Origin of the sequence: Streptococcus mitis (genome assembly GCF_047459985.1) — a bacterium.
Classification (GTDB): Bacteria; Bacillota; Bacilli; order Lactobacillales; family Streptococcaceae; genus Streptococcus; species Streptococcus mitis_DZ.
Window position 1 is genome coordinate 52,251 of the sequence record NZ_JASHHD010000007.1, and the last position, 14,537, is coordinate 66,787.

Consider the following 14,537-nt stretch of genomic DNA (forward strand, 5'->3'; position numbering starts at 1 on the left):
AAAAAATGTATAACCAATTCAACTTGTTAAGGTAAGAAAGCATTATTTCCAATCTATTAATTATTCATCTATTACCTATTATGACACAATATTCCCTATAGTTCAACTTTTTACTTGTTTTTATATTACACGGACTAAAAAGTTTTCAACAGTTGATTGCATTTGTTTTAATAAGTTTTAACCTTTCTTGGTTAGATAAAAAAAGAATCATACAGTTTAGAATCTGTATGGTTTTTGCCCCACTTTTGCCCCATTTTTAAATCATGACATTGAAAATACCTAAAAGTACCTTCCGAAAATCATCTATATTTCAATATTTTTGATTACTTTCAATATGAAAATTTCATACAAATTCATGCAGGGGGCATCTATATACAACAGGAAAAGCCTTGATTTACAAGGCTTTTTTGTTTGTCTATAACTGATTTGCCCCATCATTTGCCCCACATTTTTTTATGAGCAATCTTTCCAGACATCTCTGATTATGAAAAACAAAAAAGCTATCCTACCTTTGCAAATTTGGATAAGATAGCAGAATATTTTAATGCAACTCCAACTCAACTTTTTGGAACTAGTAAAGAGATTGAATTAGAAAAGAGTGTTCTTGAATCGAATGAATACTCTGATAAAGTAAGTGAGATCTTAAAAGCTGTCAAATACATCGAGCATTTCCTACATACTAATGGACAGCACTTAGAAGATTTACTTTACCTAACAAGAGGCAACCAACTATACACAGAAGATGGAAAAGAGTTGTATATTGACCCAACTTCTCAGAAAAGAACATTTCATAACCAATATGAACCTGGTTTTATTGTAGCAAGAGAAAAATCTCCACTAGAACTCTTAATTGAAAATAAGGAGCTATTGGATTAAATAAAAAAGCGAGGATAACCTCGCTTTTCTGTTGTATAATCTTATCTTCGAAAGCCGTTTTCCCGACGGCTTTTTTGTTAGACTAAATATGTCAGAAGGAGGGAGAAATATGATTTCACAAGCTAAGTATTTTGAGCAAAGAAAAACAGTAAACCTTTTTCCGATTTACTGTTCCTCTGTTATTCTTATTAAGTTGCTAGTTCAACAAACAATTGGGATTTATTGCTTCGTTGCTTTAGAAAAAAATAACAAATAAACTCCAAATATAAATTTAATTATTGCATCAATATAGGCAAATAGTACCAAAGGGACATCAGAAAAAATATACCCCATGATAATATTAATAGTGCACATAATTCCTAATAAAATCATTGATTTTCCATGTACAAAATATAATGGGAAAAAATGCAATGCTGTGACTAATAATGCCCCCAACCATATCAATCTCCAATTCTCCGTAACAAAAAATGAACCGCCTAAAAAAACCATTAATATAAACAGAAATATTATTGAGTATTGAGAAACCTTATTTTGAAATTTAGTCGATGGTCCAGTGGATAGTTTTTTTAGTAAGTCTTTATTCATATTAATCGTAAAAAAGAAGACTATATAACCACTAGTAAACACTTGCATATTTATAATTTGTTGTCCACCTATTAAGGTAGCAACTGCGATAACTACGGCAACCGCAATTAACCACAAACCGCAAGATTTTTTATAATTAAATTCTAACTTTTCGTTTTTTTCATATCCTAACATTCGCCGAAAAACCTCTCTAAATTCTAATTTATTTATCTATGTTACTTAATATTATAGTATTTTTTAGGCATTTTTTCTATTGCCGGATTTCATACTCACTCGCTACTATTCCCCATTAGAATGTATTGGCATTTACTATAAAAGGGAACAGAGGTTCATACGAAGTCTTCTGGCAATATCCGTTAGTGATACTTTCTCAGTTAGAAGTTGAGCAACCTGTTGTCAGAAAAGGTTAGAGATTAGGAAACCTTTATGAGTCATTCGTTATTTTTGCCCCACTTTCGCCCCATTTTGAAATATTTACATTGAAAATACCTAAAAGTATTTCCCTAAAATCAGCTATATTTCAATATTTTTGTTTATTTTCAATATGAAAAGTTCTTACAAATTCATTCTCTTCCCAAGTAATAATATCTCCAAAGGCTGTTACGAACATCGGAAAAAGAAGTAAGGAACTATTCATAATAATAGCCGTAGCAAATCTTTGCATTTTTGCCTTATCTTTTTTAAGATAGTACTATTAAAAAAAGAAAAGGTGAAAATCATGGAAACATATACGCTTGCAAATGGGGTTGCTATTCCTAAAATTGGTTTTGGAACTTGGCAAATTGCTGAAGGTGAAGAAGCCTATAACAGCGTTAGCTTCGCACTTAAGGCGGGTTACACACATATTGATACCGCACAAATTTACGGTAACGAAGTTTCTGTAGGTAAGGCGATTGCTGATAGTAATTTGGCACGTGAGGATATTTTCCTAACTACCAAACTTTGGAATGATAAGCACGATTACGATTTGGCTAAGACTTCTATCGATGAATCTCTCGAAAGATTAGGTGTGGATTATTTGGATCTTTTGCTTATCCATTGGCCTAATCCAAAGGCGCTTCGTGAGAATGATGCTTGGAAGTCTGGTAATGCAGGCGCTTGGAAGGCAATGGAAGAAGCCTACAAAGAAGGTAAGGTGCGTGCTATCGGTGTGTCTAACTTTATGCAACATCACCTAGAAGCTCTTCTTGAAACAGCTGAAATTGTGCCACATGTCAATCAAATCCTCTTGGCTCCAGGTTGTGACCAAAAAGACTTAGTTGCCTATTGCCAAGAGCGCGATATCCTTCTTGAAGCCTATAGTCCACTAGGTACAGGTAGCATTTTTGGAAATGAAGATGTTGAAGCAGTGGCTGAACGTAACGGTAAATCTGTAGCACAAGTTGCTCTGCGTTGGAGCCTTCAAAAAGGTTTCTTGCCACTACCTAAGTCTGTGACACCTAAAAATATAAAAAGTAACTTGGATATCTTCGACTTCGACTTATCAGAGGAAGATATGGCAGTCTTGGATAAGATTCAAGGCATCAAAACTCAGGATGATCCTGACACAGTTAATTTTTAATAGGATTTTAAACCGTCCTCAATTTCCTTTTTCAACTTTGGTGTCAAACGAAACTTCCGACATTTTTCTTAACCCTGTGGTCGTATTGTTCCTGTGCTAAGGCTACGGAATAACCATTTTGGCATCGTCTTAACTCTCTTGAAATAGTAGACTTATGGACGCCAAGTTTATTTGCAATTTGGCAAGTTTTCAAACCTAATTCTAAGTAAGTTTCTATCTTTATTCGGTCGGTTATGGTAAGATGGGAGTAGCTCATAGTTTTTCCTCGGGTTCTGTTTGTGTGGTTACTTACAGTTTACACCAATGAAACGCTATGAGTTTTTTTCTTGCACTATATTTTACAATTTATCATTTGACATAATGATTTCCTCTTTATTTCATTTGATTTGTGAGATTATTATACAAAACAGAAACCGACAAGTAACTGACAAAAGAAGTTAGGGTTTTGACAATTCGCGTCACATGAAGTTATTTAAGCATCTCCTTTTTCTTTATTACCATTTTCTGTTATAATAAATTGTACTTCTAAAATAGAAAGGTATTAATATGACAACTCTTATTAAGCATAAACGTGTAGAATTTTCAGAACTATTTTATGACCTAGTGTTTGTTTTTGCAATTTCAAAAGCAACTGCTTTAATTCACCCTCTTCATAGCGGTGTTGTGGCTTGGGATTCTTTACTTGATTTCTTCATCTCTGTCATGGTTATCATCAATTCCTGGATGATTCAAACCATTTATACCAATCGCTATGGAACAAACTCGTTATTTAACATGGTAATCATGTTTATCAACATGGGACTTATGCTCTTTATGTCCAATATGATTGGATACAATTGGCAACAATGGTTCTATTATACCTGTTGGGCTGTTGGTACATTGACCCTTACCTTATTTTTTCAATATTTGGTTGAATTTTTTAGAAAATCAACCGATAATACTGATCGGGAAAGTATCAAAGGTTTTCTATGGTTAACAGGTCTAGGAAGTTTAGGAGTCTATCTGGCAGCTCTTTTTCCTATTTACGTTGGAGTCTATATCTTTATTGCTAGTATTCTGCTAACATTTATTGTGCCAATTTTCTTGATTACTAAAGATGAGCATTTCCAGGTAAATCTTCCCCATTTAATCGAGCGCGTCTCCCTTCTTGTGATTATTACGTTTGGAGAGATGGTTGTTGGGCTAGCTAGCTTCTTTACAGTCGAGAATTTCTCGATTTATTCGGTTCTCAATTTCGTTATCATGCTTTCCCTGTTCTTGTTTTATTTTGGCGAATTTGACCATGCTATTGATGAAGGATCTAGTCAAAAGGGATTATTTGTAATTTATAGTCACTATCCTATTTTCATCGGGCTTATGTTGATGACAGTTTCGATGGGTTATCTCCTGAATCCCGAGGCTAATCTTCTCGTTGCAATCAGCTTCTTTTATATCGGAATTGGCCTCTTCCAAGCTGCTGTCCTAGCAAATGGGCCCTATAACAAAAACTATCTTCGCTATCCGAGAAGTTACTACTGTGCTCAAGCGACACTCTATCTGGCTGCCTTGATTCTCTCTTTGCTTTTCGCTTCTAATCCTATAACAGTGTTGAGTATTGCAACCATTTTTACTCTAGCTATAGCCATTCATTTTATTTATTTTTATGTGACACAGAATAAAAAATATTCCAAATCTAACTGGGGGTTCTTTTAATGAGTTTATAACATAAAAAAGCTTTGGGAACCAAGGCTTTTTTTTCATTAATTTGTTTTTCCATTTTATCCTCCGATTTGAACTCGCACTGACATTTATTTATAACAACACTATATATCTAGTATGGCATAATCATTAGGTATTATAGATTTTCAAACCAAATGTGAGTCATTCGTTTTTGCCCCACTTTTGCCACGTTTTTAAAGCCTGACAGTGAAAACACCTAAAAGTATTTCCCTAAAATCAGCTATATTTCAACACTTTTGTTTATTTTCAATATGAAAAGTTCTTACAAATTCATGGTGGAGGCATCTAAACAACAGGAAAAAGCCTTGAAATCAAGGCTTTTTTGTTTTTTTCTAAGTATTTAGGGGCTATCCCCAAAGATAGTTTCTCAATGTTCCACTTCTTCCTTAAATCGTACTTTTCCCTGACTGTATAATCTCATAATCTTCACAAAGCGAACTGGATTGTTTTGGTTATACATAAGAAAAATTACAAAGAATAACAAGCCAGCAAACCACAAACCATAGCCTTCATTAATCGGTTGACCAAATTTTAGAGGAAGAGTCAAGAAATACAAAAAATAATAGATGGACACTATATTTACTGCAAAGCGGACAAATCGAAAAGCTAGAGTACCCAGTTGTCTAGGATCAAACTGATTTTTTACAAGCAAATTATGAGATGCGGCATAATAAAAGACTTTCTCTGTCGTCGGCTGTGCTTTGCGAACATTTTTATAGAGAGCTCGTTCGAGTAAAGCAACTAACGAGAAAAACTGCATCAACCAAAAGAGAAGAATACAGGCTAGACTGAACCAGTTGTAGACACCAACAAACTTGAGTGAAAAGAAGCCCGAAACTGCGGGTCCACCTGCTAGTAAGAGAATGACCAAGTCAGGAATAAAGGAATTCGTGTCACCAGCTTTTTCAGTATTGAGCAACCTACTCTTTGGAGCGGCTAAAGCCTCTCTCGTCTTTTGGTCATAATAAACAGCTTGACCGTCACATTCACCGATAAAGACACGACGTCGTCTAAGAAAAAACATATTGACCTCTTTCTATTTGTGAAAATAAGTCTTCAAATTTTGGAATTTTATTATCCTAGTATACCATAAACCAACTTACTAGGTCATAGGATAGCTAAGAGCCACATCTTGCTAAAAGGTTGACAGAACTTCGCTCCATAGGATATGATGGGAATACCTAGAATTTTAACTCTGCACGACCTGTACGCCTTCTACTGAAAAAGCGTTGGCGAGTTCAATTCTATATCTGGAGGTTTCTATGAAAATCTATTATTCAAAATATGTTGGTATCGGCTATCTAGTCTTTGCAGCGGGTGTATTCTTTCAATTTTTCTTTTTTCTCGCACATGGATTGATCGACTTTTCCCAGCTTAATCTTCTCACAGTGGTCCCAACCATTCTCTTTTTCGCTGCTATCTATTCAACGATTGCAGGCATCAAAAGACTTTCTAGTCGTAGGCTCTCCTTTGAATTCACCTTTGAAGGTATTTATGTCTATCCCGGGCTCTTCTTTTCCAAGGAAATCTTCATCCCTAAAGAAGAATTGTTGCGAGCATCGTATGTTGAAGTAGATGTCAGTGACCCTGACCATGTTAACAGCAAGGCTTACTATTTAGACTTCGATCTGAGAGAGGTCACCCAGCTAGAAGATATTTCTAAGTCAAACGTTATCATCGATACAAGTGCCCTGATATTACGTCTCGCCCTTAGCCTTTGTCGATTTAGAGAGGAAGAAAAAACCGAGTTAGCAACCTATCTAAAAGAAAACTACGGCATTGATTTCTTATATTAAAACGACATTAAAAAGCCCTGATGTGTACTGCCCCCAAAAGTTAGACAAAAAATCTAATTTTTGAGGGCAGTACATATTCGTTCTCTTTTTTATTTATGAAATTCTAACAACACATGAAACTGTATCAAAAGTAATTATTAATCAGAAAAGCCTTGGAACCAAGGCTTTTCCACTTTCTATCTAAACTTTTTCATAACGTATTTTCGTACAGGTGCTTCAATGGTTTTAACGATTTCAAATCCTTCTTTTTGATAGAGGTGTTTGGCTACTTGATTTTCCTCGAAGACATTTAGAGAAATAGTATCTATGTCTTCATTTTCAAAAGACAAACTAACAAATTTACTTACAGCCTGCCTACCTAAGCCTTGCCCCTGCTTCTGGGGGTTGATAAAAAATCTTCCAATATGAAGATTACTGTCTGCTAGCCTGATTTTCTGGATAAGCCCCACAAACTCTGGTCCATCAAAGATAGAAAAGATTCCTTCCAAATCTTGCAAGACTTGAATGATCAGTGGAAAAGGAATCTTTGGTCCCATCCATTGTTCTTGAAAGGATTTGCCAAGGGAGTTAGACCATTGGCATACGAGTTGAGCGTTTTCTGTGCTCACCTTTTCTTCAAAACGAATTGTCATATTTGCCTCACCATCTTATCTATGTTTCTCCATTATACTACTTCTCCTATTTTTTACGAATAGATAAGTATGATTGATTTTTATTTTTTTCTTGTCGGGAGCATTCTCGCCTCCTTTCTTGGTTTGGTCATTGACCGTTTTCCAGAGCAATCCATTATCAGTCCAGCCAGTCACTGCGATTCCTGTCAGACTCGCTTGCGTCCCTTAGATTTGATTCCGATTCTGTCGCAGGTTTTTAATCGCTTTCGCTGTCGCTACTGCAAGGCTCCTTATCCAGTCTGGTATGCCCTTTTTGAACTAGGCCTAGGACTCCTCTTTCTATCTTGGTCTTGGGGTTTTCTTTACTTGGGGCAAGTCATCCTAATCACTGCTGGTTTGGCTTTGGGTATCTACGACTTTCGCCATCAGGAATATCCCTTACTAGTCTGGATGACTTTCCATCTGCTTCTAATGGTCTGCTCTGGCTGGAATCTGGTCATGGTCTTCTTCCTTGCCCTTGGAATTTTGGCTCATTTTATCGATATCCGCATGGGTGCAGGGGATTTCCTCTTTCTGGCTTCTTGCGCTATCATCTTTAGCGTAACGGAGTTACTAATCTTGATTCAGTTTGCTTCCGCTACGGGGATTCTAGCCTTTCTCCTACAAAAGAAAAAGGAAAGACTTCCTTTTGTGCCTTTCCTCTTACTTGCTGCTTGTGTGATTATTTTTGGTAAGCTACTGCTTGTTTGATAAAGTCCTCAATCGGCTCTCTTTCATGGAGAGCTTTTACAATTTTCGAACCAACGATAACACCATCTGACACCGCATTGAAGCGTTCTACATCGGCTTGACTAGATACGCCAAAACCTGTCAAGACTGGGATGTCAGCCACTTGATGCAATTGTGCCAAGTGCTTGTCCAAATCTGCACGGTAATTGCCTGATTTCCCTGTCACTCCATTGATAGCAACGGCATAAACGAATCCATCTGCCCCTTCAATCAACTCTTTCTGACGCTCAATCCCTGTCGTCAAACTAACTAGGGGAATCAAGGCGATGTCTGTGTCTGCCAAAAATGGCTCTACGAAATTAGCATGTTCATGAGGCAGGTCTGGGATAATCAAGCCCTTAACCGCTGTATTAGCCAAATCTTTGACAAAGTTCTCTACACCGTACTGAAAGAGGGGATTGAAGTAGGTCATAATAACCAAGGGAACCTCTGTTTGAACAGTTTTCAAGGTTTCAACCAAAGCTTGTGTCGAAGTCCCATGAGCTAGACTGCGCAAGCCAGCTTCTTCAATAACAGGTCCATCTGCAACTGGGTCTGAAAAGGGAATGCCCACTTCAATGGCAGAGACACCCAAATCTTCTAAAAAGTGGATTGTTTCAGCGAGTCCAGCCAAACCTTTTTCATGGTCTCCAGCCATGATATAGGGAACAAAAATTCCTTTTCCAGCTGCTTTTATAGCATTTAATTTTTCTGTTAATGTCTTAGGCATGAGCTTCTCCCTTCTTTGCTGCATCTGCTTCCAAACGGTCTTTGACTTGAACGACATCCTTGTCACCACGACCAGATAAGCAGACAATCATGGACTTGTCTGGTCCAAGTTCTTTGGCCAATTTCACTGCAAAGGCGATAGCATGGCTTGATTCCAAGGCTGGGATAATCCCTTCCACACGAGACAAGAGTTGGAAACCTTCCAAGGCTTCTTCGTCAGTCACAGGCACATAGGACGCGCGTTTGATATCGTGGTAATGTGAATGTTCTGGACCGATACCAGGATAGTCCAAACCTGCTGAAATAGAGAAAGCTTCAAGAATTTGCCCATGAGCATCTTGGAGAACATCCATGAGGGAACCGTGAAGGACACCTGGACGACCCTTGGTCAAGGTAGCTGCGTGGTGCTCCGTATCCACACCAAGTCCTGCTGCTTCAGCTCCATACATAGCCACTGACTCATCTTCCACAAATGGATGGAAGAGACCGATAGCATTAGAACCTCCACCAACACAGGCTACTAGGGCATCTGGCAAATCTTGCCCTGTCAATTCACGGTACTGTTGTTTAGCTTCCCGTCCGATGACACTTTGGAAGTCACGAACAATTTCTGGGAAAGGGTGGGGTCCTAAGGCAGAACCAAGGATATAGTGGGTATCATCGATGTTGGCCACCCAAGAACGAAGGGCTGCATTGACCGCGTCTTTAAGCACGCGCGAACCATCTGTCACTGCCTCTACCTTAGCTCCCAAAAGTTCCATACGGAAGACATTGAGGGCTTGGCGTTTGACATCTTCCTCACCCATGTAGATAGTACATTCCATGTTAAAGAGTGCTGCAGCTGTTGCAGTTGCCACACCGTGCTGACCGGCTCCTGTTTCAGCGATAATTTTCTTTTTGCCCATACGTTTAGCCAGAAGAACTTGTCCTAAGGCATTGTTAATCTTGTGGGCACCTGTATGGTTGAGATCTTCACGTTTGAGGTAAATCTTGGCTCCGCCGATATGCCGGGTCAGGTTTTTTGCGTAGTAAAGAGGTGTTTCACGTCCTACATACTGGCGCAAAAGTTGGTTTAACTCTTCTTGGAAACTTGGATCTGCCTGACTTTCACGATAAGCTTCTTCCAACTCCAATACTGCTGTCATCAATGTTTCTGGGACAAAACGTCCACCGAATTTTCCGTAAAATCCATCTTTATTTGGTTCTTGATATGCCATGTTTTACCCTCTCTATAAATCTTCTAATCTTTTCATGATCTTTTTGTCCGTCTGTTTCTACTCCGCTTGATACATCTACTGCAAAGGGAGAGAAATGCTGAATTGCTCTTGCTACATTATCTTCATTAAGCCCACCTGCGATGAAGAAAGGCTGGGCTAGTTTTGTCGTATCCAGTCGGCCCCAGTCAAAGGTTTGTCCACTCCCTGCAACAGGAGCGTCAAAGAGTAGATAGTCTGCCTGAGAATTGGGTACATGCCCCCCTTCATCGACCTGAACAGCCTGAATACTTGCACAAGGCAAATCCTCAAACAAATCATCCGCCACCTGACCATGAACCTGCACCAAGTCCAAGCCAACCTTTTCAATCGCTTCTAGTAAGTCCGCCCGATTGGGTGAAACAAATACACCAACTTTATTCACATTTGTAGGAATAATCTCAGCCAGCTCTGCTGCTTGTTCCAAGGTCACCTGTCTTTTGCTAGGAGCAAAGACAAAACCAATGCAGTCTGCTCCAGCCGACACAGTTGTTTTTACGGCTTCTTTGGTCGATAGTCCACAAATCTTAACCTTTGTCAATCTGCAACTCCTTGATTCTCTGGGCTACATCTTCCGCTTGCATCAGAGCTGTTCCTACCAAAATTCCGTTAAAGTAGGGTGCAACTCGTTCCGCATCCGCTTCTGTAAAAATAGCAGATTCAGAAATGTAGAAGAAATCATCCTTAAAGTATTGGGCCAAGTCTACGCTAGTCTGCAAGTCAACTTCAAAGGTAGTCAAATTACGATTATTCACACCAATAATTTGAGCGCCAAGGCGGTGAGCCACTTCTAGCTCTGCTAGATTATGAGTTTCTACCAAAACTTCTAGACCTAGCTCTGTCGCATAGTCATACAGTTCCTTGAGGCGTTCTTCTGATAAAGCCGCTACGATGAGCAAGATAACTGTCGCACCTGCATTGCGAGCTCGGATGATTTGCTTTTCATCGATAATAAAATCCTTGTTCAGCGTCGGAATCTGTACCTGACTGGAAATCTCACGAAGATAATCCAAATGACCTTTGAAGAAAACTTCATCTGTCAATACAGAAATCATAACAGCGCCGTTAGCCTCGTAAGTCTGGGCCTGTTGAACGATATCCACATCCAGATTGATATCACCCATACTTGGACTCGCCTTCTTGACCTCTGCAATAATTTGCAAGCGGTCCTGATGGTTTTTCAAATATTCAGCTAAGCGATAGCTTTCACGCAAGGGTTGAAGCTCCTCTCGTTCCATCTTTTCAACTTCACGCGCCTTCTGCTCTAAGATACGTGACAAAAATTCCTGACTCATTTTTGGTACTCCTGTAATAGTCTGAGTTTTTCAAGGGCCTTACCACTGGCAATCACTTGGCGTGCCATTTCAACTCCGTCTTTGATACTATCTACCTTACCATTGGCATAAAAACCAAGGCCAGCGTTTAAGACTGTTGTTTCCAAGAATGGACTTGGTTCATTATTAAGAACGCTGATAAGGATGGCTGCATTCTCATGAGCATTACCACCACGAATGTCCTCAATAGCAATGCGTTCCATTCCCAAATCTTCTGGAGTAAAGGTTGACAAAGTGATTTCACCATTTTCAAGAAGGGCAATGCTGGTAGTTCCATTCAAACCAGCTTCATCTAATCCTTCCGGACCTGCTACTACAATGGCACGTTTGCGGCCCATGTTTTTCAAGACCTGAGCAGTACTTTCTAGAAGTTCTGGACGACTAATTCCTAGAAGCTGTGTTTCCAAGACCATTGGGTGAATGAGTGGACCTGTCAGATTCATGATGGTTGGAATTCCCAACTCCAAGCGTGCTGGCATAATGTATTTCATGGCTGGGTGCATGTTTTTGGCAAAGAGAAAGACGATTCCTGTTTGGTCAAATACCTTACCTAATTGTGCTGGATTGAGGTCAATATTGATACCCAAAGCTTGCAAGACATCTGCTGAACCAGATTTAGAAGAGATAGAACGATTTCCATGTTTGGCCATGTGGATGCCACCGCCTGCCAAGACAAAGGCTGCAGTTGTTGAGATGTTAAAGCTAAATGACTTATCTCCACCCGTACCACAGTTATCCATAGCATCTTGAATGTTGGTTGGAATGTGTTGGGCATGTCCTCTCATGACTTGGGCAATGGCTGTGCGTTCTTCAGGTGTTTCCCCCTTCATCTTAAGAGCCAAAAGGAGAGAAGCAATCTGCGCCTCAGTAACACGCCCAGTTACAATACGCTCAATGACATCCGTCATTTCCACACCTGATAAATTTTCAAATTTTGCTAGTTTTTCAATAATCTCTTTCATCCTAGTTTCCTCACTTTACAACCTTCTCGATAAAATTCCGAATAGAAGACAAGCCATCTGGCGTTCCAATGCTCTCTGGATGGTACTGGAAACCATAAATCGGTAGGTTTTTATGTTGAATCCCCATGATGGCTTGGTCATCAGTCGAACGAGCTGTCACTTCAAAGTCTTCTGGCATTTCTTCAATCAAAATACTGTGATAACGCATGACCGCACGGCCATCCTCGATACCTTTATACAAAACAGATGGCGCTTCAAAGCTGATATTGCTCTGTTTCCCATGCATGACTTTTGGAGCCAAGCCTAACTTACCACCAAAGACTTCTGCAATGGCTTGGTGACCCAAACAAATCCCTAAAATCGGCTTTTTACCTGCAAAGTCACGAATCATGTCTTCCATCTTTCCAGCATCAACTGGCCAACCGGGACCAGGAGAAAAGACCAGACCATCTGCTTTTTCAGCTTCTTCATACAGCTTGGGATCATCATTTCTCAAGACCTGTACTTCTGCAAAATTCCCAATGTACTGGGCCAAGTTATAGGTAAAAGAATCATAGTTATCAATCAATAAAATCATGGTCTTAGTTCTCCAATTCTAGTCATAGATTTAGCCTTGTTAATGGTTTCTTGGTATTCATTTTGGGCGACAGAGTCGTAGACAATCCCTGCCCCAGCCTGCACATAGGCTGTTTGATTTTTGAGAATCATAGTTCGGATAGCAATGGCAAAATCCATATCACCCGTCGCAGACAAGTAGCCGATTGCTCCTGCGTATACGCCACGTTTTTCTGTTTCCAGTTCATAGATGCGTCTCATCGCTCGAATCTTTGGTGCTCCTGAAACTGTTCCAGCAGGAAGTGTTGCTTTCAAGGCATCCATGGCAGTGAGTTCTGGAAGCAAACGCCCCTTGACCACGCTGGTCAAATGCATAACATAACGGAAGAGCTCCACTTCCATATACTTGGTGACTTGGACACTGGCCGTTTCAGAGATGCGACCAATATCATTACGACCCAAGTCTACTAACATTCGATGCTCTGCTGTTTCCTTCTCATCCGAAAGCAGGTCTGTCGCCAAAACCTTGTCTTCTTCATCCGTAGCTCCTCTTGGTCGTGTCCCTGCAATCGGATTGGTTGTCACGATGCCATTTTTGACGGAAACCAAACTTTCTGGACTGGCACCGATGATTTGATAATCCCCAAAGTTATAGAAATAGAGGTAATTGGATGGATTGGTCACGCGAAGATTTCTGTAGAAGTCAAATGGATTTCCAGTAACTTCTGCTGAGAAGCGCTGACTGAGTACGCACTGGAACATGTCGCCATTACGAATCAAGTCACGAGCTGTTTCCACCATTTCCTCAAATTTTTGAGGAGCGATATGCGGTTTGAAGTCTAACGGAGATAGATCCAAGTCTTCAAATTCATTTGTAGCAGGAATGCGTAATTCCTCAAGCACTTGGTTTAAGGCTTTTTCCAAGTCTTCTTGACTACGCTCACTATAGAGAGCATCCTCGATGACATGAATTTTTTCCTTCTTGTGGTCAAAGACCATGTAACTCTCATAGACAAAGAAATGCATGTCTGGAGTCCCAATTGTATCTTGAGGGATTTGACCAATTTCTTCATAAAGCGAAATCATATCGTAGCCAACAAATCCAATGGCTCCCCCACCAAAAGGGAGGTCTGAATGGTGTTGGCTCTTATGAGTCACTTCATAAAGACAATCCAAGGGATCACGATCAATCACTTGCCCATTTTGATAAAGGACCCCATTTTCAAACTTAATCTCAAAAACAGGATTATAGGCTAGGATAGAAAAACGAGCTGTTTCCTTGTCTCTCGGAATACTTTCTAAAATAACCTTGTGTTGCCCCTTTAGGCGCATATAAGCCAAGATTGGTGATAAGACATCTCCATGAATGATTCGTTCCATTGTAATTTCCCTTTCGATTCTTTTCTTTATAGACTTTTAGTCTTAATTTATTATCTTTTTTCTATTTCCCTTAAATAGTGCGGACGGGAGGTAAAATTATCCAGTGGATGATTTTAGAAATCCATGAAATTTCATCCCTAATTTTTGAGCCTTAGGTCTCAAAAATTCCGTTCTAGAGAAGCATCTTTGCTTCTCTAGAATACCACTATGGCGGGAAATATCTTTTAAAATCTCACTTCGTTCGCAAATTTTTTGTAGCAGTCAATTTAGTGATGAAAAATAATTTAAAACTGAATAGCTATACCCATAATAAATATATAAAAATCCTCACGCAAAATAACTTGCGTGAGGACGAAATTCGCGGTGCCACCTCAATTATAGGATTTCTCCTATCTCTCATTCCTGTCT

Annotated in this window: 15 protein-coding genes and 1 pseudogene; 5 read left to right on the forward strand and 11 right to left on the reverse strand. The window is 39.4% G+C overall.

Annotation, left to right across the window (positions count from 1 at the left end; translation table 11 throughout):
- Positions 1–462: 462 nt before the first annotated feature.
- On the forward strand, positions 463–876 hold the full coding sequence (locus tag QM959_RS05640) for a helix-turn-helix domain-containing protein (RefSeq protein WP_414372006.1): 414 nt from the start codon (positions 463–465) through the stop codon (positions 874–876).
- A gap of 219 nt (positions 877–1,095) precedes the next feature.
- Here the strand turns inward: QM959_RS05640 and QM959_RS05645 are convergent, their stop codons facing one another.
- On the reverse strand, positions 1,096–1,635 hold the full coding sequence (locus tag QM959_RS05645) for a DUF6609 family protein (RefSeq protein WP_414275118.1): 540 nt from the start codon (positions 1,633–1,635) through the stop codon (positions 1,096–1,098).
- 544 nt (positions 1,636–2,179) lie between these two features.
- On the opposite strand from QM959_RS05645, the gene QM959_RS05650 reads away from it, so the two are divergent.
- On the forward strand, positions 2,180–3,022 hold the full coding sequence (locus tag QM959_RS05650) for an aldo/keto reductase (protein WP_315640463.1): 843 nt from the start codon (positions 2,180–2,182) through the stop codon (positions 3,020–3,022).
- A 2-nt stretch (positions 3,023–3,024) separates the two neighbouring features.
- Here the strand turns inward: QM959_RS05650 and QM959_RS05655 are convergent.
- Positions 3,025–3,278: pseudogene (locus QM959_RS05655) on the reverse strand (helix-turn-helix domain-containing protein); the annotation flags it as partial.
- Between the two features lie 290 nt (positions 3,279–3,568).
- Here QM959_RS05655 and QM959_RS05660 point away from each other — a divergent pair.
- Positions 3,569–4,714: a low temperature requirement protein A gene (locus QM959_RS05660; RefSeq protein WP_000209242.1), complete on the forward strand. Its 1,146-nt coding sequence runs from the start codon at positions 3,569–3,571 to the stop codon at positions 4,712–4,714.
- Positions 4,715–5,108: 394 nt separating this feature from the next.
- Here the strand turns inward: QM959_RS05660 and QM959_RS05665 are convergent, their stop codons facing one another.
- On the reverse strand, positions 5,109–5,765 hold the full coding sequence (locus tag QM959_RS05665) for a hypothetical protein (RefSeq protein WP_414371968.1): 657 nt from the start codon (positions 5,763–5,765) through the stop codon (positions 5,109–5,111).
- 238 nt (positions 5,766–6,003) lie between these two features.
- Here QM959_RS05665 and QM959_RS05670 point away from each other — a divergent pair, with 238 nt between their 5' ends.
- Entirely contained in the window at positions 6,004–6,537 is a 534-nt protein-coding gene (locus tag QM959_RS05670; protein WP_414371971.1) for a hypothetical protein, read from the forward strand.
- A gap of 176 nt (positions 6,538–6,713) precedes the next feature.
- Here the strand turns inward: QM959_RS05670 and QM959_RS05675 are convergent, their stop codons facing one another.
- Positions 6,714–7,169 (reverse strand): GNAT family N-acetyltransferase, encoded by a 456-nt coding sequence (locus tag QM959_RS05675; protein WP_414371973.1) that lies wholly within the window; start codon positions 7,167–7,169, stop codon positions 6,714–6,716.
- Between the two features lie 69 nt (positions 7,170–7,238).
- Here QM959_RS05675 and QM959_RS05680 point away from each other — a divergent pair, with 69 nt between their 5' ends.
- Entirely contained in the window at positions 7,239–7,898 is a 660-nt protein-coding gene (locus QM959_RS05680; protein WP_414371975.1) for a prepilin peptidase, read from the forward strand.
- Here QM959_RS05680 and trpA read toward each other — a convergent pair.
- The 7 genes from trpA to trpE are packed head-to-tail and all read right to left on the reverse strand — an operon-like array spanning position 7,870 to position 14,129.
- Positions 7,870–8,646, reverse strand: a complete 777-nt coding sequence (gene trpA / locus QM959_RS05685) for a tryptophan synthase subunit alpha (RefSeq protein ID WP_414371977.1) — start codon at positions 8,644–8,646, stop codon at positions 7,870–7,872. The two genes, QM959_RS05680 and trpA, sit on opposite strands and share 29 nt — an antisense overlap.
- The gene (gene trpB, locus QM959_RS05690) at positions 8,639–9,862 is read right to left on the reverse strand and encodes a tryptophan synthase subunit beta (RefSeq protein WP_414371979.1); all 1,224 of its coding nucleotides are present in this window, start codon (positions 9,860–9,862) and stop codon (positions 8,639–8,641) included. The genes trpA and trpB overlap by 8 nt, the downstream gene beginning before the upstream one ends.
- Complete coding sequence (locus QM959_RS05695; protein ID WP_414371982.1) at positions 9,840–10,439, reverse strand: phosphoribosylanthranilate isomerase; 600 nt, start codon at positions 10,437–10,439, stop codon at positions 9,840–9,842. Before QM959_RS05695 ends, trpB begins: the two co-directional genes overlap by 23 nt.
- Entirely contained in the window at positions 10,426–11,193 is a 768-nt protein-coding gene (gene trpC, locus QM959_RS05700; protein WP_414371984.1) for an indole-3-glycerol phosphate synthase TrpC, read from the reverse strand. The genes QM959_RS05695 and trpC overlap by 14 nt, the downstream gene beginning before the upstream one ends.
- Positions 11,190–12,194 (reverse strand): anthranilate phosphoribosyltransferase, encoded by a 1,005-nt coding sequence (gene trpD / locus QM959_RS05705; protein ID WP_414371986.1) that lies wholly within the window; start codon positions 12,192–12,194, stop codon positions 11,190–11,192. Before trpD ends, trpC begins: the two co-directional genes overlap by 4 nt.
- A 10-nt stretch (positions 12,195–12,204) precedes the next feature.
- Positions 12,205–12,771, reverse strand: a complete 567-nt coding sequence (locus QM959_RS05710; protein WP_000601907.1) for an aminodeoxychorismate/anthranilate synthase component II — start codon at positions 12,769–12,771, stop codon at positions 12,205–12,207.
- Positions 12,768–14,129 (reverse strand): anthranilate synthase component I, encoded by a 1,362-nt coding sequence (gene trpE, locus QM959_RS05715; RefSeq protein ID WP_414371988.1) that lies wholly within the window; start codon positions 14,127–14,129, stop codon positions 12,768–12,770. The genes QM959_RS05710 and trpE overlap by 4 nt, the downstream gene beginning before the upstream one ends.
- Positions 14,130–14,537 lie beyond the last annotated feature (408 nt).

Bases quoted from the DNA above. Each gene is read 5' to 3' on its own strand.
- trpD (WP_414371986.1), bottom strand. From the start codon at position 12,194: ATGAAAGAGATTATTGAAAAACTAGCAAAATTTGAAAATTTATCAGGT.
- QM959_RS05675 (WP_414371973.1), bottom strand. From the start codon at position 7,169: ATGACAATTCGTTTTGAAGAAAAGGTGAGCACAGAAAACGCTCAACTC.
- QM959_RS05710 (WP_000601907.1), bottom strand. From the start codon at position 12,771: ATGATTTTATTGATTGATAACTATGATTCTTTTACCTATAACTTGGCC.
- QM959_RS05680 (WP_414371975.1), top strand. From the start codon at position 7,239: ATGATTGATTTTTATTTTTTTCTTGTCGGGAGCATTCTCGCCTCCTTT.
- QM959_RS05645 (WP_414275118.1), bottom strand. From the start codon at position 1,635: ATGTTAGGATATGAAAAAAACGAAAAGTTAGAATTTAATTATAAAAAA.
- QM959_RS05650 (WP_315640463.1), top strand. From the start codon at position 2,180: ATGGAAACATATACGCTTGCAAATGGGGTTGCTATTCCTAAAATTGGT.
- QM959_RS05660 (WP_000209242.1), top strand. From the start codon at position 3,569: ATGACAACTCTTATTAAGCATAAACGTGTAGAATTTTCAGAACTATTT.
- trpB (WP_414371979.1), bottom strand. From the start codon at position 9,862: ATGGCATATCAAGAACCAAATAAAGATGGATTTTACGGAAAATTCGGT.
- trpA (WP_414371977.1), bottom strand. From the start codon at position 8,646: ATGCCTAAGACATTAACAGAAAAATTAAATGCTATAAAAGCAGCTGGA.
- QM959_RS05665 (WP_414371968.1), bottom strand. From the start codon at position 5,765: ATGTTTTTTCTTAGACGACGTCGTGTCTTTATCGGTGAATGTGACGGT.
- QM959_RS05670 (WP_414371971.1), top strand. From the start codon at position 6,004: ATGAAAATCTATTATTCAAAATATGTTGGTATCGGCTATCTAGTCTTT.
- trpC (WP_414371984.1), bottom strand. From the start codon at position 11,193: ATGAGTCAGGAATTTTTGTCACGTATCTTAGAGCAGAAGGCGCGTGAA.
- trpE (WP_414371988.1), bottom strand. From the start codon at position 14,129: ATGGAACGAATCATTCATGGAGATGTCTTATCACCAATCTTGGCTTAT.